Here is a 21,806-nt window from a genome sequence, read left to right on the forward strand (position 1 = left end):
TTGCCGGATGGACGACCGCGACCCCCGCCCCGACACCACCCATTTCGGCTTTCGCGACGTGCCGGTGGGCGAGAAGCAGAAGCTGGTAGGCGAGGTGTTCTCGTCGGTCGCCGGCAGCTACGACCTGATGAACGACCTGATGTCGTTCGGCATCCACCGGCTCTGGAAGCGCTATTTCACCGCCACCGCCCAGGTCGGCCGCGGCGACCGCGTGCTCGACCTCGCCGGCGGCACCGGCGACGTGGCGGCGCTGCTGCGCCAGCGCGTGGGCGACACCGGCGCGGCTTCTGACGGGTGTGTCGTGCTGGGCGACATCAATGGCGAGATGCTGCGCGTGGGCCGCGACCGCATGGTCGACCGCGGCAACGTCCGCGGCTTCAGCTACGTGCAGTGCAACGCGCAGTCGCTGCCGTTCCCGGATGCCAGCTTCGACCTGGTCACGATCGCCTTCGGCCTGCGCAACGTCACCGACAAGGACGCCGCGCTGTCGGAGATGCTGCGCGTGCTCAAGGTCGGCGGGCAGGCGCGGGTGCTGGAATTCTCGGAGGTCCCGGACTGGTTCAAGCCGGTCTACGACTTCCATTCCTTCAAGGTGCTGCCGCGGCTGGGGCAGCTGTTCGCCAGCGACGCCGGCAGCTACCAGTACCTGGCCGAGTCGATCCGCAAGCATCCGCCCCAGGCCGAACTGAAGGCGATGATGGAGGCCGCGGGCTTCGCGCGCTGCCGCTTCCGCAACCTGTCGGGCGGGATCGTCGCCATCCACGACGGTTACAAGGCCTGAGCGCAACCCGGGGGGCCGCCGGCGCGCTGGCGCCGGCCAGCGGCTAGAATCGGGGGCTGTTTCCAACCACCGGACCCCCGTCCATGACCTTGAGCCGTACCCTCCGCCTGGCCGCGTTCGCGGCCCTGCTCCTGTTCGCCGTCGCCGCGTGCAAGCGCGAGCCGACGCCCGCCGAGACGCCGGTGGCGCCCAAGCCGCAGGCCGCCGCCAGCGGCGACGACTACGACGAGCACTCCTACGCCGAGCCCGACAAGGTCGCCATCGACGACCTGGCGCTTGACCTGGCGCTCGACTTCGACGCCCGCACCATCAGCGGCACCGCCACCTACACCCTGGACTGGCGCGACGGCACGGCCACCGAGCTGGTCCTCGACACCCGCGACCTGACCATCGAGCGCGTGGAAGGCGAGGGCGAGGGCGGCACCTGGCAGCCGCTGGAGCACGCCCTGGCCGGTCGCGACGAGCTGCTCGGCAGCAAGCTCACGATCCAGGCCCCGGCGCGCAACGAACACATCCGCGTCGCCTACCGCACATCGCCGGAGGCTTCCGGGTTGCAGTGGCTCGATGCCGCGATGACCGGCGGCAAGGCCGCGCCGCTCATGTTCAGCCAGTCGCAGGCGATCCACGCGCGCTCGTGGGTGCCGCTGCAGGACACGCCGCGCGTGCGCTACACCTACAGCGCGCAGGTCACGTCGCCCGCCGACGTGATGGTGCTGATGAGCGCCGACAACGACCCGGCCGCCGTGCGCGACGGCGACTACAGCTTCAGCATGCCGCAGCGCATCCCCTCGTACCTGATGGCGATCGCGGCCGGCGACCTGGTGTTCAAGCCGATTTCCGCGCGCTCCGGCGTCTGGGCCGAGCCCGGCATGGTCGACCGCGCCGTGGCCGAGTTCGAAGACACCGAGAAGATGATCGCGACCGCGGAGTCGCTCTACGGCCCCTACCGCTGGGAGCGCTACGACCTGCTGATCCTGCCGGCGTCGTTCCCGTATGGCGGCATGGAGAACCCGCGCCTGTCCTTCATCACGCCGACCGTGATCGTGGGTGACAAGTCGCTGGTGGCCCTGGTCGCGCATGAGCTCGCGCACAGCTGGTCGGGCAACCTGGTCACCAACTCCAGCGCCAAGGACGGCTGGCTCAACGAAGGCTTCACCAGCTACGTCGAGAACCGCATCGTCGAGGCGCTGTACGGCAAGGAGCGCGCCGACATGGAGTACGTGATCTCGCGCAACGGGCTGAAGGCCGAGCTCGCCAACATGAGTCCCGAGGAGCAGGCGCTGGCCGTGCGCCCGGGCGTGGTCAAGGACCCGGATGATTCGCTGAGCGCGGTGTCCTACGACAAGGGTGCGTGGTTCCTGCAGTTCCTGGAGGAGCGCTACGGCCGCGCCGAGTTCGACGCCTTCCTGCGCGGCTATTTCGACCACTTCGCCTTCCAGTCGATCCCCACCACGCGCTTCGTGGAGTACGCGCAGGAACACCTGCTCGACAAGTATCCGGGCAAGGTCAGCCGCGAGGAGTTCGACACCTGGCTGTACGAGCCGGGCATCCCGGGCACCGCGCCGCAGGTGCTGTCGCGCAACTTCGGCGTGGTCGACAGCGCGCGCCTGGGCTGGCTGGGCAGCAACACCCTGCCGCCGCAGGTGATCACCGACGAGTGGAGCACGCAGGAGTGGGTGCACTTCCTGGAAGGGCTCCCGGAAACGCTGTCGATGGAGCGGCTCTCGCAGCTCGACACCGCCTATGGATTCACCGGCACGCCCAACGGCGAGCTTGCCCAGCGCTGGTACCCGCTCGCAGTGCGCAGTGGCTACGTGCAGGCCTATCCGGCGATCGCGGACTTCGTGCGCACGATCGGCCGTCGCAAGCTGATCATGCCGACCTACCAGGCGCTGGTGGCCACGGAAGCAGGACTCGAGTTCGCCAAGCAGCAGCTGGACGCCGCGCGCCCCGGCTACCACCCGATCACCACCGGCTCGGTGGAGCGGGTGATCGCCGAAGCGAAGCCGGTGCCGGGCAGCGGGACTCCGATCGTGCCCGCGGTGGAAGCGGCCGAGGCCGCGTCGCCTCAGGTTGACGACGCGCCGGCGATGCCGGCTGCCGACGGCGATCCGACGCGTCCGGCGCCAACCGGCCGCTGAGGTCGGACAGGCGCCGTCACCTGACGGCGCCACCACCGGACAGGGCGGCTGGAACCGCCCGGCGCCGCACCTTCATCCACCAGGAGGCCATATGAGCAAGTACCGCCCCGCGCACGCCCGACGCAGCGCACTGCTCGCGACGTCGCTTTTCGTCGCCTTGGCCGCGCTGGCCGCCTGCCAGGACCCGGCCGCACAGGCCGAAGCCCAGGCCGCGGCCCAGGCCGAAGCCAATGAGGCGGCAGCCACGCAGGCCGCTGCCGATTTCGATACAGCGTTTGCGGCGGAGAACTGGGTGCTGGCTGGCGCCCAGGGCGACGTGCTGCTTGCGCGCTGGCCGGACACGGCGGCCGCGGAGCGCATCCGCCCGCTGCACGAAGAGGTACGCGCCAAGGCGAACGCGGCCCGCGAGGCCGCGCGCCTGGAAGCACTGTGGGCCTACAACACGGAGGCCGTGAAGGGCGGCAGCCAGCTTTCGGCCGCGATCTTTTCCCGCGAGGGCGTGGACAGCGATGGCAGCGGCAAGAAGCCCGTGCGCCTGATCTTCCGCGACCATCCGTCGTGGGGTCGCAGCAGCTACCTGGTGATGCAAGCCGGCGACTTCGACTGCTACGGCGCCTGCCGCGTGTCGGTCACCGTGGATGACGCCGCGCCGGTGCGCATGGCCGCCAACCGGCCCGACACCGACGAGGCGATCGCGATGTTCATCGACGACGAGCGCGCGCTGTGGCGGATGAGCGACGGTGCCACGCTGCTGACGGTCGACTACCCGGTCAAGGCGGGTGGGACCCGCAAGGTCGTGTTCGAAGTAGGCGGCCTGGACCGCTCCAGCCTCCCGGGCTGGAACTGAGCTTCAGTCGAACCAGAGCAGGGGCAGGTCGGCGTTGAGGGAGATGTTGCGGAAGTCGCCTTCCGCATGGCCGATCGCTTCGACCACGTGGCAGCCCGGGGCGAGCGCCTCGGCCCCGGCGGCGAGCCAGCTGGCGCCGATGGTCCGCGTGCTGACCGCATGCGGCTTCGGCCCGAGCGCCTGCGAATTGCGCGCCACTTCGCGGCCGTCCACGCGCAGCGACAGGCTGACGGTGCCGCCGTCGTCGTTGTCGTCGCCCTGGATGCGCGTCCTGCTGGCGAACAGCACCTCGCCGTCATGCCCCGGCGGGATGCAGGCGCTGCCGCGCGCCAGCACCACCTCGGTGCCCATGGGCGGACACTTCTCGGGGCGAAAGCCATTCGTGCCGATGCAGACATAGGCGTAGCGGCGGTAGCGGCCGCGGGTGACGTAGTCGTGCGCCGGCGCATAGCCGCGGCCGACCACCTGCATCCCGCCGGCCAGGGTCACCAGGCCGGTGCTGGCGCCGACCCGGTAGCGCACGTTGTTGGTGCTGGCCATGCGCGGCCGGTAGTAGGGCGATTCGCTTGCCACCAGCTGCACGCTGCTGCCGTGCGGCGGCGAGGGGAACAGGGCCTGGGCGAACATCGGCGCCTGCACCTCGGCGCCCACGAACAGGTCGTTGATCGACCAGGTGGCCGAGTGCAGGGGCGGTTCGCGGCCGTTGAGGAAGATGCCCCACATCGCGTCGCCGGGCTGGTCGGACGCATGGGCGCGCCCCGATGCCATCGCCACCACGGGCCCGCCGGCATTCCCCGCATCCACCGACAGCACCGGCCACCAGCCGCGTCCCGCCGGCAGCGGCTGTCCTTCGGGGGCGAAGCGCGTGTCGAACTCCAGCCAGGGCGAGTGCGATTCGAGGAACGCACTGCCGGCATGTTCCGCGGCATCGGTGAGCACCGACAGGCTGCTGCCCGCCGTGACCGTGGCCGGGGCGCCGTGCATGCGCGCGCGTAGCGCCACCTGGGCGTGGCCGGCGGGCAGGTATACGGCGGCGATCGCATTGAACGCGTGGCGATTGGGTGCCCGCGAGCCGCGCCAGTCCACCACGCTTTCGTTGGAGACGCGGCGGCCGTCCACCGTGATGTACGCGTTGGCGATGGCCTCGCCCAGCGGCGCGAGGCCGCCGTCCGCGTGCAGGTAGGCCCAGCCCGCCCGCGGGACGTCGATCGTGGCCGAAAGCAGCTCGGCGGAGCCAGGTTCGACCACCCGGTCCGTCGCGAGCACCAGGTGCCGCGACCCGGTGTCCGACGCGGAGGTCGCCGCCGCGAACGCCAGCAGCAGGACGGCCACGAGCCGACGCGGCCATGCCGTCGCGCCGGCGGTCGATCGCCGGCCGCGCACGGCTACAGCGCGTATCCGAACTGTTGCCGGAACTGCGCGGCGAACTCGGCGTAGTCGAAGCGCTGGTTCTGCGTGCCCGGATGCTCGACCTTGAGCGCGCCCATCAGGTTGCCGATGCGGCCGATGGTTTCCCAGTCGTAGCCCTTCTCGATGCCGAAGATCAGGCCGGCACGGAAGGCGTCGCCGCAGCCGGTGGGGTCGGTGATCCGACGCTCGTGCGCCGGCGCCACGTTGTAGACCTTGCCGTCGGCATGGATGCACGCGCCCTGCGGGCCGCGGGTGGCGATATAGGCCTTCACCTTGCCGGCGATCGTCTTCTCGTCCCAGCCGGTGCGCTCCTGCAGCAGGTTCGACTCGTAATCGTTCACGGTCACGTAGTCGGCCTGCTCGATGAACGCGCGCAGCTCTTCGCCGTTGAACAGCGGCATCGCCTGGCCCGGATCGAAGATGAAGGGGATCCCGGCCTCGGCGAATTCCTTCGCGTTCTGCAGCATGCCCTCGTAGCCGTCGGGGCTGACGATGCCGATGCTGACGCCCGGCACGTCGCGCACGTGGTTCTCGTAGCTGCGCATCATCGCGCCCGGGTGGAAGGCGGTGATCTGGTTGTTGTCGTGGTCGGTGGTGATGAACGCCTGCGGGGTGAACAGTTCGTCGATCACCTTGACCCGCTCGAGCGTGATCTCGTTTTCCTCGAACCACTGCCGGTAGGGGCCGAAGTCCTGGCCCACGGTGGCCATCGGGATCGGATCGCCGCCCAGCAGCTTGAGGTTGTAGGCGATGTTGCCGGCACAGCCGCCGAACTCGCGGCGCATCCGCGGCACCAGGAACGACACGTTCAGGATGTGCACCTTGTCCGGCAGGATGTGGTTCTTGAACTGGTCGGGGAACACCATGATGGTGTCGTAGGCCAGGGAACCGCAGATCAGGGCAGGCATCGGGAAGGCGCTCCGGGGCTGGTGCCGGCCCGGAAAAAGGGCGGCGTTTTCGGTTTGGTGGGGGTGCCGGAGGGCCGGCGGCGGTCCGTCCGGGCCCTCGGGGCGCGGCGGCCGCATAGGTTAGCCTCTGCACAGGGGCGGGCCAAGCACGACGCGGCTCCGGCCCCGGTTTTCCTTGCCGGCGCAGGGGGTGGTTGTTACGCTTGACGATCCGGTTTTTCCCGGGGAATTCCCCCGTTCCCCCGTTCCTTGCCCCTCCTGACGGACGCCCGCCCCCGATGTTCAAGAAGTTCCGCGGCATGTTCTCCAACGACCTGTCCATAGACCTGGGCACGGCCAATACCCTCATCTTTGTCCGCGGTCAGGGAATCGTGCTCAACGAGCCTTCGGTCGTGGCGGTGCGCCAGGACCGCAACGGCGGCATGAAGGCGGTTGCCGCCGTGGGTGCCGAGGCCAAGCAGATGCTGGGCCGCACCCCCGGCAACATCACCACCCACCGGCCGATGAAGGACGGCGTGATCGCCGACTTCACCTACACCGAGGAAATGCTCAAGTACTTCATCCGCAAGGTGCACAAGGGCCGCTTCCTGCGTCCGAGCCCGCGGGTGCTGATCTGCGTGCCGGCCGGCTCCACCCAGGTCGAGAAGCGCGCCATCAAGGATTCCGCGCTGGAAGCCGGCGCCCGCGACGTGTCGCTGATCGAAGAGCCCATGGCCGCCGCGATCGGCGCCGGCATGCCGGTCACCGAGGCCCGTGGCTCGATGGTGGTCGACATCGGCGGCGGCACCACCGAGGTCGCGGTGATCGCGCTCAACGGCATCGTGTACTCGCAGTCGGTGCGCATCGGCGGCGACCGTTTCGACGAATCGATCATTAACTTCGTGCGCCGCAACCACGGCATGCTGATCGGCGAGTCCACCGCCGAGCGCATCAAGCTCGAGGCCGGCTGCGCCTACCCGCAGGAACGCGACGTGGAGATCGAAGTCTCCGGGCGCCATCTCGCCGAGGGCGTGCCGAAGATGATCAAGATCAGCTCGCGCGAGGTGCTCGAGGCCCTGCGCGAGCCGCTGGCCGGCATCGTCAGTGCGATCCGCCAGGCGCTGGAGCTGACCCCGCCGGAGCTGTGCGCCGACGTCGCCGAGCGCGGCATCGTGCTGACCGGTGGCGGTGCGCTGCTACGCGACCTCGACCGCCTGATCAGCGAGGAGACGGGCCTGCACGTGCAGGTCGCCGAGGATCCGCTGACCTGCGTCGCGCGTGGCGGGGGGCGTGCGCTCGAGCTGCTCGACATGCACGGAAACGAATTCTTCGCCTCGGAGTGAGCTGACAACCCCCGGCCCCCACAGTGTCCAACTACGCCGGTTCCGCCACCCCCCGATCCAGTGACGTTGCCGGCACGCTTCGGCTGCTCGCCTATCTCGCGCTGTCGGTCACGCTGATCGTGCTCGACCACCGCGGTGACTGGCTGGCCCAGGCGCGCGGCCACGGCAGCGTCGCCATGCAGCCGGTGTGGTGGCTGGCGGGGCTGCCCTCGCGCCTGGGCGAGGGCCTGCGCGACGATGCCGCCACCCGTGCGCGCTTGTCGGAAGAGAACAGGCGCCTGCGCAACGAACTAATGCTCGGCGCTGCGCGCCAGGCGCGGCTGCAGGTCGAGGCCGAAGAGAACGCGCGCCTGCGCGGCCTGCTCGGCGCCGCCGAGCGCGGCGGCCAGGCCGTGCAGCTGGCGCCGATCCTCGACGTCGACCTCGACCCCACCCGCCAGCGCCTGATGCTCAATGCCGGCACCCGCAGCGGCGTGCGCCGGGGGCAGGCGGTGATCGATGCCAGCGGCCTGGTGGGGCAGGTGATCGAGGCCACGCCGACCACTGCGGTGGTGCTGCTGCTGACCGACCCCGACCACGCGGTGCCGGTGGCGGTCGCGCGCACCGGCGTGCGCCTGATCGTCTACGGCACCGGCCGGAGCGACATGCTGGAGCTGCGCAACGTGCCGCTGTCGAGCGACGTGCGCGCCGGCGACGTGCTGATCACCTCCGGCCTGGGCGGGCGCTTCCCGCCGGGCTTCCCGGTGGGCACGATCGCCTCGCTGCGTCCCAACGACAGCCGCGCCTTCCTGGTCGGCGACGTGAATGCCGCAGCCCAGCTCGACCGCGGCCGCGACGTGCTGCTGTTGCGCGACGAGCCGCAGGATCCGGTGCCAACGGATGCGGGCACGCCGGCGGATTCGCCGGGCGGAGCGGGCGGATGAGTTCACGAGGCCGTTTCTGGGTGCTCCCGGTCAGCGTGCTGCTGGCCCTGCTGCTGGGGCTGCTGCCGATGCCGGCGCTGTTGCAGCCCGTGCGCCCCTACTGGCTGGCGCTGGTGCTGGCGTACTGGGTGATCGAGGACAGCGAACGCGTGGGTCTGGGCTTCGCGTTCGCGGCGGGCCTGGTGGCGGACCTCGCCTTCGGCGGGCTGCTCGGCGAACAGGCGCTGCGCCTGGTGGTGATGACCTTCATCCTGCAGCGCTTCCGCACCCAGCTGCGCTTCTTCCCGATGCCGCAGCAGGCGCTGGCGATTGGCGGCCTGCTGCTCAACGACCGCGTGATCAGCACCATCATCCACCTGGGCCTGGGTGAACCGGTGCTGCCGCTGGCCTACTGGTGGGCGCCGCTGCCGGGCATGCTGCTGTGGCCACCCCTGTTCGTGCTGCTGGACGCGCTGCGCATGGGCCGCGGCGCACGCCGGTGATGGTCGGCGCGCGCGGCCGCCGGTTGCGCAACCCCGAGGCGGAGGCGCGGATGTTCCGCGGCCGCGCGCTGTTCGGCTTCGCGGTCGTGCTGCTGTCGCTGGCCGGGCTTGCGGGCTGGTACTTCAAGCTGCAGGTGCTCGACCACGACGACTACGCCAAGCGCTCGCAGGCCAACCGCATCAAGCCGCGGCCGGTGGTCCCCGGGCGCGGCCTGATCCTCGACCGCGAAGGCCGCATCCTGGCCGACAACATCCCGGCCTACCGCCTGGACGTGACGCCGGAGGAGGCCGGCGACATCCCGGCGCTGGTCGAGGCGCTGTCGGCCGTGGTCGAGCTCTCGCCGGAAGACATCGAACGCTTCGAGGCCACGCGCAAGTCCACGCGCTCCTTCCGGGCGATCCCGCTCAAGCTGCGCATCGACGACGAGGAAGCCGCGCGCTTCGCGGTCGAGCGCTGGCGTTTCCCCGGCGTCGAGCTCGTGCCCTACCTCAACCGCCGCTATCCCTACGGCGACCTGCTGGCGCACGTGGTCGGTTACGTCGGACGCACCGACGAGGACGACATCGCGCGCTTCGGCGAAGGCCATGCGGTGTTCACCCACACCGGACGCGCCGGCCTCGAGCGCTATTACGACGAGGCCCTGCGCGGCGTGGTCGGCTACGAGCAGGTCGAGACCAACGTCGAGGGGCGCGCCCTGGGGCGGCTCGGGCTGGTGCCGGCCACGGCGGGGGGCGACCTGAAGCTGTCGATCGACGCCGAACTGCAGCGCGCGATGGTGCTCGCATTCGGCGAGATGCACGGCTCGGCGGTGGCGGTGGATCCGGCCACCGGCCAGGTACTGGCCATGGTCAGCCTGCCCAGCTACGACCCCAACCTGTTCGTCAACGGGATCTCCACCACCGACTACCGCGCACTGATGGACGACCCGGCGCGGCCGCTGTTCAACCGCAACGTGCTCGGCGGCGGGCCGCCGGGCTCGATCGTGAAGCCCTTCGTGGCCCTGGCCGGGCTCGACAGCGGCCTGCGCACGCCGGAAAGCCAGGTGTTCTCGACGGGCGAGTTCTTCATCCCCGGGCAGAGCCGCGGCTACCGCGATGCCGGCCGCGCCGCCGGCTGGGTCGCCCTGCGCGACTCCATCTCGCGCTCGATCAACTACTACTACTACAAGCTTGCCTATGACCTGGGCATCGACCGCTTCGCGGAGTACATGCACCGCTACGGCTTCGGCGAGCCCACCGGCATCGACCTCACCGGGGAAACCTCCGGCATCGTGCCTTCCAGGGAGTGGAAGCTGCGCAACAGCCGGGAGCCCTGGTACCCGGGCGAGACCGTGATCGCCGGCATCGGCCAGGGCTACTGGGTGACCACCGCGCTGCAGATGGCGCGTGGCACCGCGGCGATCGCCAACGGCGGCGACCTGCACCCGCTGCGCCTGGTGGCGGAGCGGCGCAGCGGCTATGACGCACCCTGGCTGCCGCTCGCAGTGCCCCCCGCGCCGCGCATCACCGACAACCCGGCGCACCTGCACGCGGTGCAGGAAGGCATGGAAGCCACCATCCACGGCCGCGGCACGGCGACGGCGATGGCGCGCGGGGCGCCCTACCGCATGGCCGGCAAGACCGGCACCGCGCAGCGGATCAGCCGTCGCGGCAGCGTCAGCCTGGATCCGCGCACGCTGCCCTACCACCTGCGCCACCAGGCCCTGTTCGCCGGCTACGCGCCCGCGGAGCAGCCGACGATCGCACTGGTGGTCGTGGTGGAGCACGGCGGCTACGGCGGTGCCACGGCGGCGCCGATCGCGCGGCGCATCTTCGATGCCTGGCTGCTCGGCGAGATGCCCGAAGCGGCCTCGGCGGTCGATGGCGAGGACGGGCCGGTGGCCGATCCATTTGAAAACGTGGCATCGGCGGTCATCGGCGGTCCCGGGGCACGGGTGCTGGACGACGGCGTGGAGCTGCAGCCTTGAACATCATCCTGGGCTTCCTGCTCGAGCTGCTGCAGCGCTTCGTGCGCACCCTGGACTGGGTGCTGCTGGGCGCGCTGGTGGCGCTGATGGGCATCGGCCTGGCGGTGCTGTACAGCGCGGGTGGGCAGAATCCCGCCCTGGTCACCTCGCAGGGCGCGCGCTACGGCGTGGGCCTGGGCGTGCTGTGGCTGCTGTCGCGGGTGCCCCTGCTGCGGCTGCGCGACGCGGCGCCGGCGGTGTACCTGGTGTCGCTGCTGCCGCTGGTGGCGGTGCTGTTCGTGGGCACCGGGCGCAGCGGCGCGCACTGGCTCGACCTGGGCGTGTTCTATTTCCAGCCCGCGGAGCTGCTCAAGCTCAGCCTGCCGCTGGCGGTCGCCTGGTATCTCAACGAGCGCCCGCAGCCGCCGGGCTTCGTGACCACCGTGTTGGGCATGCTGGTGGTGGCGTTGCCCACCGGGCTCATCCTGCTGCAGCCGGACTTCGGCACGGCGATGCTGGTCGCCACCAGCGGCGTGTTCGTGCTGTTCCTCGCCGGCATGTCGTGGTGGTGGTTCGTGGCCGCGGGAGCCGCGGCGGCGGCGGTCGCGCCGGCGGCATGGGTCTGGCTGCTGCGGCCGTACCAGAAGGACCGGATCCTCACGTTCCTCGACCCGGAATCGGACCCCCTGGGCGCGGGCTGGAACATCATCCAGTCGAAGATCGCGATCGGCTCCGGCGGCCTGGGCGGGCAGGGCTGGGGGCAGGGCTCGCAGTCACACCTCAACTACGTGCCCGAGCACACCACCGACTTCATCTTCGCGGTGCTGTCGGAGGAGTTCGGCTGGTTCGGCGTGGTCACGGTGCTGGCCCTGTACCTGGTGGTGGTGGGGCGTTGCCTGTGGATCGCGGCGGCGTCGCGCGACGGCTTCGGGCGGTTGCTGGCCGGCGCCCTGGGACTTGCGCTCTTCGTCTATGTGCTGGTCAACGGCGGCATGGTCTCGGGGCTGCTGCCAGTCGTGGGCGTGCCGATGCCGCTGCTGAGCTTCGGCGGTACCGCAGCGGTGTCGCTGCTCGCGGGCATGGGCGTGGTGATGGCGGTCCACGCCGGGCGACCGGTGCGCGGGCGCTGAGCGCGGCCGCCGGCCTCAGTGGCGGCGGCCGCGCGTGCACGGTCAGCCCGCGGGCGCGGCGGGGCGCAGCGTCTCCGGCGTCACCTGGCCCGTGACGTCTCCCTTTTCGTCGAGGAAGTCGATCGAGGCGGCACCCTCCGGCGTGACTTTCAGCTGCATGCGCGGGAGGCCCTGGGCGTCACTCAGCATCAAGGTCGCGTCGCCACCGCCGTTGCGGCCCACGAACAAGCGGCCGGCGCCGTAGTGGTTTTCCTTGTTGCGGGCGGCCATGAGTGCCTTGCGCTCGTCCGCCGGCATGGCATCGAGCGTGGCCTTCTCCTGGAAATCCAGGGCGATCGAGCGATCCGGGCGATCGGAGACCTGCATCCCGGCCAGCACGCGATTGCCACCCTGGTCCAGGCCCATGATCTGCACGACCTGGTCCTGCTCGTAGCGGTCGAAGGTCAGGCTGCCGCCGGAGCGGACCTTGCCGTCGGGCCCCTTGCTGCCGGCAAAGATCAGGCCCCCGACTTCCGAGCCTTCGTCGTTGTAGAACAGCATGCCGGCCTGTGGACGGGGATGCTCGTACTCCTGGTCCTTGATGATGGCGCCCGGGAACCGCGCCGAGCTGGACAGTACGTAGCGCAGGGTGCCGTCGGGTTCGCGCAGGTTGAGCCGCTGCACGTCGAGCTCCTCGAACGTGGCGCTGTTGCCCGAGGTGGCGCCGGTCAGCAGCGCCGTGGCGACGGCGACCGTGAGCACGCCGGCATAGAGGGTGAGATAGCGTTCCGCGCGGGTCATGTCCATTCCTTCCGTTGGTTTTGGAGCCCGCAGCGTCTCCCGCTCGCATACCGCATGTATGTGCGTATCGTCATGGGGAGGAATGGCCGCACGCCGTGACCGCAAGTGGCTCCGGCGCACGCGCCGCAACCGGCGTTCAGGTGGCGCCAAGCCAAGCCCGCGGGGCTGCGTGATACGCTCCCGAAGATGCTTAAACATCCGCTGGCAATCCTCACCGCCGCCCTTGTTTCGTCCGCGCTGTTCGCCTGTGCAACCCCTGCGGCAACCCCGCCGGAAGCGGCGGACGCGACAGGACCGCAAGCCCCGATCGTGCCTGTCCCGCAGGATGCGGCGCCCGCGCTGCTGCCTGCCGTGCCACAGCCCCCGGAGCGCCCGGTCGCACCGCCGTCGGTGACCGATCCGACGATCGGCCGGGAGCAGCGCATCGCCGCCTTCGTCGACTACACCGCGACCACCTACGGCGTCGATCGCGCGCATATCCGCAGCGTGCTCGCGGGCGCGGAGCACAGGCAGTCGATCATCGACGCCATGTCGCGCCCCGCCGAGGCCGTGCGTCCCTGGCGCGACTACCGCCCGATCTTCATCAACGATGCCCGCATCAGCGGCGGCAAGGCCTTCTACGCCGAGAACCGCGAGGCGCTCGACCGCGTGGCCGCGGAGACCGGCGTGCCGGCCGAGTACATCGTCGCCATCATCGGCGTCGAGACCAGCTACGGCCGCATCACCGGCAACCATCGCGTGCTCGATGCGCTGTACACGCTGGCCTTCGGCTTCCCGAAGCGCGCGCCCTTCTTTGCCGGCGAGCTGGCGCAGCTGTTCGCGCTGGCCAAGGAAGAGCCCCAGCTCGACATCGTCGCGCTCAAGGGCAGCTATGCCGGCGCCATGGGCATGGGCCAGTTCATGCCGTCCAGCTACCGGCTGTGGGCGAAGGACGGCGACGGCGACGGCCGCCGCGACCTGCTCACCCACAAGCCCGACGTGTTCGCCTCGATCGCCAACTACTTCGTGATCCATGGCTGGGAACGCGGGGCCCCGGTGGTCGCGCGTGCCAGTCGCGACGCGGATGCCGCGGACTTCAAGCCCGATGGCCTCGATCCGGTGCATCCACTGCCGGCCCTTGCCGAGCGTGGCTACCGGCCACTGCCCGGCCAGCCGCTCGCCGAGGGCGCGACCCTGCTGTCCTTCGATGGCGCGAACGGCCCCGAGTACTGGCTCGGCTACCGCAATTTCTACGTCATCAGCCGCTACAACCGCTCGCCGATGTATTCGCTGGCCGTGCACCAGCTGGCGCAGGCGATCGCGGGGCGCGAACCGCAATGAGTCCGTGGCGCGCGAAGCCCGCGTGCTGGGCGATCGCCGCCGCGGTGCTGCTGTTGGCCGGCTGCGCAGGTGCGCCCAAGCGCGCCCCGGCGCCCACCGGCGAAGCACCTGCGACGCCCGGGCCCGCGGATGGGCCGAGGGTCTCGCCCTACGCGCCGGCGCGGGAAGATCCATCCACCCGCGGCGATTACGTGGCTGGCGGCCTGTACAAGCCCGGCGTCGCGGACACGACCCCCGACTACGTCCCCGACGTGGACGCGATCCCCGAGCCGGAGGTGGTGGCGCTGGAGCGATCGCGCCATGGCAACCGCCCGACGTACAAGGTGCTGGGCAAGTCCTACCACGTGCTTGACGACGCCGAGGGCTTCGTCGAGACCGGGCAGGCGTCCTATTACGGGCAGAAATTCCATGGCCGCCTGACCTCCAACCAGGAGGTCTACGACATGTACGCGTTCACTGCGGCACACAAGTCGCTGCCGCTGCCGAGCTTCGCGCGCGTGACCAACCTCGACAACGGCAAGTCGGTGGTCGTGCGGGTGAATGACCGCGGCCCCTTCCACGAGGGGCGGGTGGTCGATCTCAGCTATGCCGCGGCGGTGAAGATCGGCGTGCATCCGCGCGGCACCGCGCGCGTGGAGGTGCGTGCACTGAGCCCCGGCGAAAACGCGCGCCACCAGCCCGATACCCGCGTCGCCGCGATCGATCCGGCGACCGGCCTGCCGCCCGGTGTACGCGTGGCCACCGGCCGGCCGCAGCCGATGCCGCCGAGCGCGATGGATGGCCTCGTGGCGGGCTTGCCTGCCTCGCAGCCGGACGCAGCGCAGGACTGGCGCTTCGACATGCACCAGGACGGCCGCGCGATGACCGCTGACGAATTCGACGCCTGGATGAAGTCCCGCCGCGCGCGTGTTGCCACGGGTCGCGCGGGCAAGCCCGACCCCTATGGCTCGGCCGCGCCGGGTGCCGTGGCGAGCGCGGCCGCGAACGCGAACGCGAATACGCCGGCTGCGCCTTCACCAACACCCTCGGCGAGCTCCGCCCTTGCGTCCTCTTCCACCCCGGTCGCTGCAGCCCCTCCGGGCCGGACGTCAGACTCCGGTGCCGGCGTGCTCCTGCAGGTCGCGGCCTTCGGGTCCAGGGCCAATGCCGAGCGCGCGCTGGCCCTGCTCGGCAGGGCCGGCATCGCCGGCGCGCGGCTGTACGACGGCAGTGCCGCCGGCAAGCCCGTCTGGCGCCTGCGCGTCGGACCGGTGGCGCCAACCGTGGTCGCGGAACTCAGCGCCCGCGTCGCGGGTCTGGGGTTCGGTGCGCCGCACCCCGTGCGCGAGTGACTCGCGCGGTTAAAATAGTCTCTTGTCCATGCCGTCCGTACGCGGGCGGCCCGAAGTTTCCGGAGTTCCCTGCCTGATGAAAGCCCACGCCGTCCGCGTCGCGCTGTTCGCCGCTGTTTCCGTCGCCACGCTCGGCCTTGCCTTTGCCCAGGATCCCGCGCCCGCCCAGCCTGCTCCCGCGCCGGCGCCTGCACTGAGCGAAGAGCTGCCCGTGCCCAGCGCGCCCGATGTCACCGCCACCGCCTGGGTGTTGATGGATCACGCCACCGGCCAGGTGCTGGCGGGGGAGAACATCGACGAGCGCGTCGAGCCCGCGAGCATCACCAAGGTGATGACCAGCTACGTGATCGCCGCCGAGATGGCGGCTGGCAAGCTCGGCAACGACGACGATGTGATGATGAGCGTCAACGCCTGGCGCAGCGGTGGCGCCGGCACCGACGGCAGCTACAGCGGCTTCGAGGTCAACAAGACCGCCAAGCTGATCGAGATGGAAAAGGGCATGACCGTGCAGTCGGGCAACGACGCCGCGATCGCCCTGGCCGAGCACGTTGCCGGCTCCGAGGAGGCCTTCGCGGCGCTGATGAACGCCTACGCTGCGCGTATCGGCATGGAGAACACGCACTTCGTGAACTCGCATGGCCTGTCGCACCCGGAGCACTTCTCCACCGCGCGCGACCTGGCCCTGCTCGGCCGCGCGCTGGCCCGCGACTTTCCCGACCACTACGCCTACAACAAGATCAAGGAGTTCCAGGTCGGGCGCATGGACCCGCAGATGAACCGGAACGTGCTGCTGTGGCGCGACCCGAGCGTGGACGGCATCAAGACCGGCCACCACTCCGGCGCCGGCTACTGCCTGATGGCTTCGGCCAAGCGCGGCGACCAGCGCCTGATCTCGGTGGTGATGGGCTCGACCAGCGAATCCAAGCGCGCGACCGACTCCCAGGCCCTGCTCAACTGGGGCTTCCGCTTCTTCGAGACCCACGAGCTCTACGCCGCCGGCGAACCGGTGGCCACCCAGAAGATCTGGAAGGGCAAGGTCAACGAGATCGGCCTTGGCGTGGCGCAGCCGCTGCTGGTGAGCATGCAGCGCGGTCAGTACGCGAAGCTGCAGCCGAGCATGGACGTGCCGCGCACCCTGGTGGCGCCGCTCGAGCGCGGCCAGGCCGTGGGCACGGTGCGGGTGATGCTCGACGGCAAGCAGGTGGCCGAGGCGCCGCTGGTGGCGCTGGAAGAAGTGCCCGAAGCCGGCTTCTTCAAGCGCTTGTGGCACGAACTGCTGATGTGGTGGCAGTCGGTGTAGGAGGGGCTCGGCTACAGCCGCGATTGGAGAGGGGATCCGGCGGGGTCAGCGCGCGTTCGAGAGCTGGGCGGAATTGATCCAGCCGCGGTTGCCGACCTCGTCCTCCACCTCCCACATCGTTCCTTCCTTGACGCCGGTGGGATAGAGCAGCATCCCCGGATCGAGGTCGCGCACGGCGCCGCCGCTGCCGTCAGCTGACTTCAGCAGCCGGCCCGGGCGGGTCAGGGTGACCGCCTGGCTGGCATTGCCAGCCGACATCGGTCTTGCTGGCATGGCCTTCGGTCATGGCGACCTGCTCCGAGGAGCGCGCATCGGTGACGGTCAGCACCACGTCGGCCGTGCTGCGCTTGAGGTTGACCCCGCCGACCACCGCCGCCGCGTGCCGGTTGCCGAGCAGGCCGCCGACCAGGCCGCCGATGTTGGTGCCGCCGCGAAGCTCGCCCGAGGACGCCAGCGCGCGCTCGGCCTGCATCGCCTGCATGCCGGCGCCGCCAGGCGCTGGCCGGTCCACCAGTTCTGGCCGGTCGGCTCGATCACCGCGATGGTGCCCAGGGCGCGACACGGGCGGCTCCGCTGAGACGGGGGTATCCCCTGTCCATCGTCGAACGCGCTCCACCACCGCCAGGGGACGCCGATCGTTGCAATGCCCGGGCCGCGCTGTTGCGGCCACGGCGTTGGGAACCCGGCGGCGCGGCCCCATAATCGGTCGATGGAGATCAAATCCGACAATCCCGACCACGGCTTCCAGTTCCCCGGCGATTTCGAGATCACCGCCATGGGTCCGGCTTCGGCCCGGCTCGAGGTGGAGGTGCCGAACCTGCTGCGCGCAGCGGGACTGACCGTGGTCCACGAGACGCTGACCATCCGGCCTTCGAGCGGCGGCCGCTACGTGTCGGTGCGCCTGAGCTTCCGTGCCAATTCGCGCGAAGAGTACGAGAGCGCGCACGCCGCGCTGCGCGAGCACCCCGAGGTGAAGTGGACGCTGTAGCCGCTCCGGGCGCACGTCCGCTGCTGGTGCGCGACCTCGGCCGGCGTGCCTACGAACCGGTGTGGCGCGCGATGCAGGCCTTCACCGACGCCCGCGATGCGGACACGCCGGACGAACTGTGGCTGGTCGAGCACGACCCGGTGTTCACGCTCGGCCAGGCCGGCAAGCCCGAACACGTGCTGGCGCCGGGCGACATCCCGGTGCTGAAGGTCGATCGCGGCGGCCAGGTGACTTACCACGGCCCCGGCCAGCTCGTGGCCTATCCACTGTTCGAACTGAAGCGGATGAAGGTCGGCGTGCGCGACTACGTCTGCAGGATCGAGCAGGCGATCATCGACACGCTGGCCGGCTGGGACATCGCCGCGCAGCGCCGGGACGGCGCGCCGGGCGTGTACGTCGACAACGGCGCCAAGATCGCCGCGCTCGGCATCCGCGTGCGCCGCGGCTGCACCTTCCACGGCCTGGCCTTCAACATCGCCATGGACCTGGAGCCGTTCCACCGCATCAACCCCTGCGGCTACGCCGGGCTGGAAGTGACCTCGGTGGTAGAATGCGGCGGTCCCGCAAGCCTCGCAGCCGCCCGCCCCGCGCTGGTCGCGGCCCTTGCCGCGCAGTTCGGTTTGTCGGCGGTGGAGGCTGCGGAAGAGAGCGCTTTTGCCACGGATTTACGCGGATGACGCGGATCAGGGGCAAAAGCCTTAGCGGCAGAGCTTCTCCGCTTTATCCGCGTTCATCCGCGTAAATCCGTGGCCAAAAAATCATGACCAACATCCCCGCCGCCAAGTCCATCCCGCTCGAAGTCGTCGCCGATGCGCCGCCGTCCCTGGTGCCGGGCGTGAAGCAAGTGGCGGGGGACAAGATCGCGCGGTCGCCGGTGCAGTTCGTGGATGCGCCGGTACTGCGCAAGCCGTCGTGGATCCGGGTCCGGATCCCGTCCAACGGCGCGGTGGCTGCGCTGAAGTCGAAGCTGCGCGAGAACCGCCTGGTCACGGTGTGCGAAGACGCCAGCTGCCCGAACATCCACGAGTGCTTCGGCCATGGCACCGCCACGTTCATGATCCTGGGCGAGGTCTGCACCCGCCGCTGCAGCTTCTGCGACGTCGCCCACGGCCGGCCGAAGCCGCCGGATGCGGACGAGCCGCGTCGCCTGGCCGAGACCGTCGCCGACATGGGCCTGAAGTACGTGGTGGTGACCTCGGTCGACCGCGACGACCTGCGCGATGGCGGTGCCCAGCACTTCGTCGACTGCATCGCGGCCATCCGCACGGCCACGCCGTCCACGAAGATCGAAATCCTGACGCCGGACTTCCGCGGCAAGGGCCGCATGGACCGCGCGCTGGAGATCCTGGCCGCCAATCCGCCGGACGTCTTCAACCACAACGTCGAAACCGTCCCGGACCTGTACCGCAACGTGCGCCCGGGCGCCGACTACCAGTGGTCGCTGACCCTGCTCAAGCGCTTCAAGGCCCAGCACCCGGACATCGCCACCAAGTCCGGGATCATGCTCGGCCTGGGCGAGACCCTGGAGCAGGTGCAGGCCACCCTGCGCGACCTGCGTGCGCACGATGTCGACATGATCACCATCGGCCAGTACCTGCAGCCAAGCGCCCACCACCACCCGGTGCTGCGCTACTGGACGCCCGAGGAGTTCAAGGCCTTCGAGGACTACGGGATGGCGCTCGGCTTCACCCACGTCGCCTCCGGGCCGCTGGTGCGCTCGTCCTACCATGCCGACCGCCAGGCCGCAGGTGCCGGCGTCGCCGGCTGAGCGCCAGCGCGCCGCTTGGCGAATTGTTCACACCCCGCCCCGTGGCCGCGGTTAGAGTGGCTTCGGGCACCATGATGCGACTTCCAGCACTGTCCGGCCCCTATCCGGAAACGGCATGGTGCGAGGACGCTGCGCCCCCCACGTGAGCACCGAGCCGAACGCATGAAAGCACGCCAAGCCCTGTCCGCCACCGCCATTGCGCTGGCCCTCGCGATGCCGCTGGCGCTCATGGCGCGCGCGGACGGAGACGCAATCCCGGCGGCACCGACCGCGGACCACGCGACCACGTCGAAGCTGGTCTACGGCCTGCTGTCCGACAGCCGTTACGCCTATCGGCCGCGTGGGCTGGACGCGACCCTGTCGCAGGACATCTTCCGTCGCTACCTGGAAGCGCTGGACGGCAACAAGCTGTTCCTGGACGCGGCCGACGTCGCACGCTTCCAGCCCTTCGAGTCGCGCATGGGTGAAGCCGTGCGCAATGGCGACACCGGGCCGGCGATGGAGATGTACGCGGTCTACAAGCAGCGCGTGGACCAGCGCGTGGAGTACGCACGCAGCCTGCTGAAGCAGGACATCTTCGATTTCGAGGGCGAGGAGCGCTGGTACTACGACCGCGAGGACGCGGCCTGGGCCGCGGACGGCGCGGAGCTCGACGAGCTGTGGAAGAAGTCTGTGCGCAACGACTGGCTGCGCCTGAAGCTTGCGGGCAAGGAGCCGTCCGAGATCCGCGCGACGCTCGACAAGCGCTACGCCAACATCTCCACCAGCGTCGCCCAGCTCAACAACGAAGACGCGTTCCAGACCTTCCTCAACGCCTACACCTCTTCAATCGACCCGCACACGGATTACTTCAACCCGCGCACCGCCGGCCTGTTCAACCAGAGCATGTCGCTGTCGCTGGAAGGCATCGGCGCGCAGCTGCAGAAGCAGGATGACGTCGTGGTGATCCGTGAGCTGATCGCCGGCGGCCCCGCCGCGAGCAGCAACAAGTTCACCCCCGGCGATCGCATCGTCGGCGTCGGCCAGGACCGGAGCGGGCCGATGGAAGACGTGATCGGCTGGCGCATCGACGACGTGGTCGAAAAGATCAAGGGCAAGGCCGGCAGCCAGGTGCGGCTGGACGTGGTGCCGGTGGAGGCGCTGCTCGACAGCGAACCCGTGCGCATCACCCTCACCCGCGCCAAGGTGCGGCTGGAAGAGCAGGCGGCCAAGTCCAAGGTGATCGACATTCCCGCAAGCCCGGTCGGCGATGCCAAGCGCATCGGCGTGATCGAGCTGCCGGCGTTCTACCAGGACTTCGAGGGCCGGCGCAGCCGCAACGGCGACTACGCCTCGGCCACTCGCGACGTCGCGCGGATCCTCGGCGAGTTCCGCGAGCAGGGCATGGACGGCATCGTGCTGGACCTGCGCAACAACGGCGGCGGCTCGCTCAACGAAGCGGTGGAGCTGACCGGCCTCTTCATCGACACCGGCCCGGTGGTGCAGGTGCGAGAGTCGGGTGGCCGGGTGAACGTCGAGGCCGACCGCAAGGCCGGGGTGTCCTGGGAGGGTCCGCTGGCGGTGCTGGTCAACCGCGGTTCGGCGTCCGCTTCCGAGATCGTCGCCGGCGCCATCCAGGACTATGGCCGCGGGCTGGTCATCGGCGAGACCACCTTCGGCAAGGGCACGGTGCAGAACCTGTTCGACCTCGACCGCTGGCCGGCCAACGAGGGCACGCGCCACGGCCAGGTCAAGATGACCATCGCCCAGTTCTTCCTGCCCGGTGGCAGCAGCACCCAGAACAAGGGCGTGGTGCCCGACATCCGTTTCCCGGCCACGGTCAACGGCAGCGAGTTCGGCGAAAGCACATACGACAACGCGCTGCCCTGGACGCGCATCTCGGCGGTGCCGCACACGCAGTACGGCAACTTCGCGCCGCTGCTCCCGCGCCTGGACGAGCTTCATGCCGGCCGCGTGGCCGCCGACCGCGAGTTCCAGTGGTGGAAGGAAGACGTGGCCGAGTTCCGCGCCGAGGCCGACAAGGACTACATCTCGCTCAACGAGGCCGAACGCCGCGCCGAGCGCGATCGCCAGGCGGCGAAGCGCACCGATCGCCAGGAAGAACGCAAGCGCCTGGGCCTGGACCTGGATCCGCTGGCCGAGCTTGCCGCCGACGACGGCCTGACCGCCAACGAGCGCGACATCGCTGCCGACACGGCGCGCGAGGAAGCCGCCGAACAGCGCCCCGACCCGCTGCTGCGCGAAACCGCCGCGATCCTTGCCGATGCGGTACGCCTGCTCAACGCCGACCGCCAGCTGTCGGCGGCGGTACTGCCGGAGTCCACGGGCCCCGGCCGCTGGGCGCGCTGAGAGCTGAAGCAAGCTGTTTGTGGGAGCAGCTATAGCTGCGATAGGTCGTTGTCGGCCTGCTCCTTGAATGCCGGACGTTG

At 70.1% G+C, this 21,806-nt stretch carries 19 protein-coding genes and 1 pseudogene; 15 read left to right on the plus strand and 5 right to left on the minus strand.

Features of this window, described 5'->3' with window-relative positions; translation table 11 throughout:
- Window positions 1–7: 7 nt before the first annotated feature.
- The 3 genes from ubiE (at window position 8) to ACW5E8_RS11340 (ending at window position 3,769) form a co-directional block, all read left to right on the plus strand.
- Window positions 8–781: a bifunctional demethylmenaquinone methyltransferase/2-methoxy-6-polyprenyl-1,4-benzoquinol methylase UbiE gene (ubiE, locus tag ACW5E8_RS11330; RefSeq protein ID WP_456965626.1), complete on the plus strand. Its 774-nt coding sequence runs from the start codon at window positions 8–10 to the stop codon at window positions 779–781.
- Between the two features lie 83 nt (window positions 782–864).
- On the plus strand, window positions 865–2,922 hold the full coding sequence (locus ACW5E8_RS11335; protein ID WP_456965627.1) for a M1 family metallopeptidase: 2,058 nt from the start codon (window positions 865–867) through the stop codon (window positions 2,920–2,922).
- Between the two features lie 91 nt (window positions 2,923–3,013).
- Entirely contained in the window at window positions 3,014–3,769 is a 756-nt protein-coding gene (locus tag ACW5E8_RS11340; protein ID WP_456965628.1) for a hypothetical protein, read from the plus strand.
- Between the two features lie 3 nt (window positions 3,770–3,772).
- On the opposite strand, the gene ACW5E8_RS11345 is transcribed toward ACW5E8_RS11340, so the two are convergent.
- Both ACW5E8_RS11345 and ACW5E8_RS11350 read right to left on the minus strand, forming a co-directional pair.
- The gene (locus ACW5E8_RS11345; RefSeq protein ID WP_456965629.1) at window positions 3,773–5,101 is read right to left on the minus strand and encodes a hypothetical protein; all 1,329 of its coding nucleotides are present in this window, start codon (window positions 5,099–5,101) and stop codon (window positions 3,773–3,775) included.
- A gap of 53 nt (window positions 5,102–5,154) precedes the next feature.
- A complete protein-coding gene (locus tag ACW5E8_RS11350; RefSeq protein ID WP_456965630.1) occupies window positions 5,155–6,087 on the minus strand; it encodes a carbohydrate kinase family protein in 933 nt (310 codons plus the stop codon).
- Window positions 6,088–6,365: 278 nt separating this feature from the next.
- Here ACW5E8_RS11350 and ACW5E8_RS11355 point away from each other — a divergent pair, with 278 nt between their 5' ends.
- From ACW5E8_RS11355 to rodA, 5 genes and pseudogenes are all read left to right on the plus strand, one after another.
- Entirely contained in the window at window positions 6,366–7,409 is a 1,044-nt protein-coding gene (locus ACW5E8_RS11355) for a rod shape-determining protein (protein WP_456965631.1), read from the plus strand.
- A gap of 23 nt (window positions 7,410–7,432) precedes the next feature.
- Complete coding sequence (gene mreC, locus ACW5E8_RS11360; protein WP_456965632.1) at window positions 7,433–8,332, plus strand: rod shape-determining protein MreC; 900 nt, start codon at window positions 7,433–7,435, stop codon at window positions 8,330–8,332.
- Window positions 8,329–8,814, plus strand: coding sequence for a rod shape-determining protein MreD (mreD, locus tag ACW5E8_RS11365; RefSeq protein ID WP_456965633.1), 486 nt, complete (start codon window positions 8,329–8,331; stop codon window positions 8,812–8,814). The genes mreC and mreD overlap by 4 nt, the downstream gene beginning before the upstream one ends.
- Window positions 8,814–10,697: pseudogene (gene mrdA / locus ACW5E8_RS11370) on the plus strand (penicillin-binding protein 2); the annotation flags it as partial. The gene mreD and the pseudogene mrdA, both read left to right, overlap by 1 nt.
- An 80-nt stretch (window positions 10,698–10,777) precedes the next feature.
- Window positions 10,778–11,890: a rod shape-determining protein RodA gene (gene rodA / locus ACW5E8_RS11375; protein WP_456965634.1), complete on the plus strand. Its 1,113-nt coding sequence runs from the start codon at window positions 10,778–10,780 to the stop codon at window positions 11,888–11,890.
- Window positions 11,891–11,932: 42 nt separating this feature from the next.
- On the opposite strand, the gene ACW5E8_RS11380 is transcribed toward rodA, so the two are convergent.
- Window positions 11,933–12,670 (minus strand): hypothetical protein, encoded by a 738-nt coding sequence (locus ACW5E8_RS11380; protein WP_456965635.1) that lies wholly within the window; start codon window positions 12,668–12,670, stop codon window positions 11,933–11,935.
- A 186-nt stretch (window positions 12,671–12,856) separates the two neighbouring features.
- Between ACW5E8_RS11380 and mltB the strand changes: the two genes are divergently transcribed.
- The 3 genes from mltB (at window position 12,857) to ACW5E8_RS11395 (ending at window position 16,621) form a co-directional block, all read left to right on the plus strand.
- Window positions 12,857–13,990 carry a lytic murein transglycosylase B gene (gene mltB / locus ACW5E8_RS11385; RefSeq protein WP_456965636.1) on the plus strand — a complete coding sequence of 378 codons (1,134 nt, stop codon included), beginning with the start codon at window positions 12,857–12,859 and terminating at the stop codon, window positions 13,988–13,990.
- On the plus strand, window positions 13,987–15,321 hold the full coding sequence (locus ACW5E8_RS11390; protein ID WP_456965637.1) for a septal ring lytic transglycosylase RlpA family protein: 1,335 nt from the start codon (window positions 13,987–13,989) through the stop codon (window positions 15,319–15,321). Before mltB ends, ACW5E8_RS11390 begins: the two co-directional genes overlap by 4 nt.
- A 76-nt stretch (window positions 15,322–15,397) precedes the next feature.
- Entirely contained in the window at window positions 15,398–16,621 is a 1,224-nt protein-coding gene (locus tag ACW5E8_RS11395) for a D-alanyl-D-alanine carboxypeptidase family protein (RefSeq protein ID WP_456965638.1), read from the plus strand.
- A 45-nt stretch (window positions 16,622–16,666) separates the two neighbouring features.
- On the opposite strand, the gene ACW5E8_RS11400 is transcribed toward ACW5E8_RS11395, so the two are convergent.
- Window positions 16,667–16,879, minus strand: a complete 213-nt coding sequence (locus tag ACW5E8_RS11400) for a hypothetical protein (RefSeq protein WP_456965639.1) — start codon at window positions 16,877–16,879, stop codon at window positions 16,667–16,669.
- Entirely contained in the window at window positions 16,812–17,183 is a 372-nt protein-coding gene (locus ACW5E8_RS11405; RefSeq protein WP_456965640.1) for a hypothetical protein, read from the minus strand. The genes ACW5E8_RS11400 and ACW5E8_RS11405 overlap by 68 nt, the downstream gene beginning before the upstream one ends.
- A 147-nt stretch (window positions 17,184–17,330) precedes the next feature.
- Between ACW5E8_RS11405 and ACW5E8_RS11410 the strand changes: the two genes are divergently transcribed.
- From ACW5E8_RS11410 to ACW5E8_RS11425, 4 genes are all read left to right on the plus strand, one after another.
- Window positions 17,331–17,609 carry a DUF493 family protein gene (locus tag ACW5E8_RS11410; protein WP_456965641.1) on the plus strand — a complete coding sequence of 93 codons (279 nt, stop codon included), beginning with the start codon at window positions 17,331–17,333 and terminating at the stop codon, window positions 17,607–17,609.
- Window positions 17,597–18,286, plus strand: a complete 690-nt coding sequence (lipB, locus tag ACW5E8_RS11415) for a lipoyl(octanoyl) transferase LipB (RefSeq protein WP_456965642.1) — start codon at window positions 17,597–17,599, stop codon at window positions 18,284–18,286. Before ACW5E8_RS11410 ends, lipB begins: the two co-directional genes overlap by 13 nt.
- Before the next feature lie 83 nt (window positions 18,287–18,369).
- Complete coding sequence (gene lipA, locus ACW5E8_RS11420; RefSeq protein ID WP_456965643.1) at window positions 18,370–19,377, plus strand: lipoyl synthase; 1,008 nt, start codon at window positions 18,370–18,372, stop codon at window positions 19,375–19,377.
- Window positions 19,378–19,539: 162 nt separating this feature from the next.
- Complete coding sequence (locus ACW5E8_RS11425) at window positions 19,540–21,726, plus strand: carboxy terminal-processing peptidase (RefSeq protein WP_456965644.1); 2,187 nt, start codon at window positions 19,540–19,542, stop codon at window positions 21,724–21,726.
- The last annotated feature ends 80 nt before the right edge of the window (window positions 21,727–21,806 follow it).

Source organism: Luteimonas sp. A649 (genome assembly GCF_054072735.1).

Excerpts from the sequence above, each read along its gene's own strand:
- mltB (WP_456965636.1), top strand. The coding sequence starts at position 12,857 with ATGCTTAAACATCCGCTGGCAATCCTCACCGCCGCCCTTGTTTCGTCC.
- ACW5E8_RS11335 (WP_456965627.1), top strand. The coding sequence starts at position 865 with ATGACCTTGAGCCGTACCCTCCGCCTGGCCGCGTTCGCGGCCCTGCTC.
- ACW5E8_RS11400 (WP_456965639.1), bottom strand. The coding sequence starts at position 16,879 with ATGTCGGCTGGCAATGCCAGCCAGGCGGTCACCCTGACCCGCCCGGGC.
- ACW5E8_RS11390 (WP_456965637.1), top strand. The coding sequence starts at position 13,987 with ATGAGTCCGTGGCGCGCGAAGCCCGCGTGCTGGGCGATCGCCGCCGCG.
- ACW5E8_RS11395 (WP_456965638.1), top strand. The coding sequence starts at position 15,398 with ATGAAAGCCCACGCCGTCCGCGTCGCGCTGTTCGCCGCTGTTTCCGTC.
- lipA (WP_456965643.1), top strand. The coding sequence starts at position 18,370 with ATGACCAACATCCCCGCCGCCAAGTCCATCCCGCTCGAAGTCGTCGCC.
- ACW5E8_RS11350 (WP_456965630.1), bottom strand. The coding sequence starts at position 6,087 with ATGCCTGCCCTGATCTGCGGTTCCCTGGCCTACGACACCATCATGGTG.
- ACW5E8_RS11425 (WP_456965644.1), top strand. The coding sequence starts at position 19,540 with ATGAAAGCACGCCAAGCCCTGTCCGCCACCGCCATTGCGCTGGCCCTC.
- ACW5E8_RS11380 (WP_456965635.1), bottom strand. The coding sequence starts at position 12,670 with ATGACCCGCGCGGAACGCTATCTCACCCTCTATGCCGGCGTGCTCACG.
- ACW5E8_RS11410 (WP_456965641.1), top strand. The coding sequence starts at position 17,331 with ATGGAGATCAAATCCGACAATCCCGACCACGGCTTCCAGTTCCCCGGC.
- ACW5E8_RS11355 (WP_456965631.1), top strand. The coding sequence starts at position 6,366 with ATGTTCAAGAAGTTCCGCGGCATGTTCTCCAACGACCTGTCCATAGAC.
- mreD (WP_456965633.1), top strand. The coding sequence starts at position 8,329 with ATGAGTTCACGAGGCCGTTTCTGGGTGCTCCCGGTCAGCGTGCTGCTG.
- ubiE (WP_456965626.1), top strand. The coding sequence starts at position 8 with ATGGACGACCGCGACCCCCGCCCCGACACCACCCATTTCGGCTTTCGC.
- ACW5E8_RS11340 (WP_456965628.1), top strand. The coding sequence starts at position 3,014 with ATGAGCAAGTACCGCCCCGCGCACGCCCGACGCAGCGCACTGCTCGCG.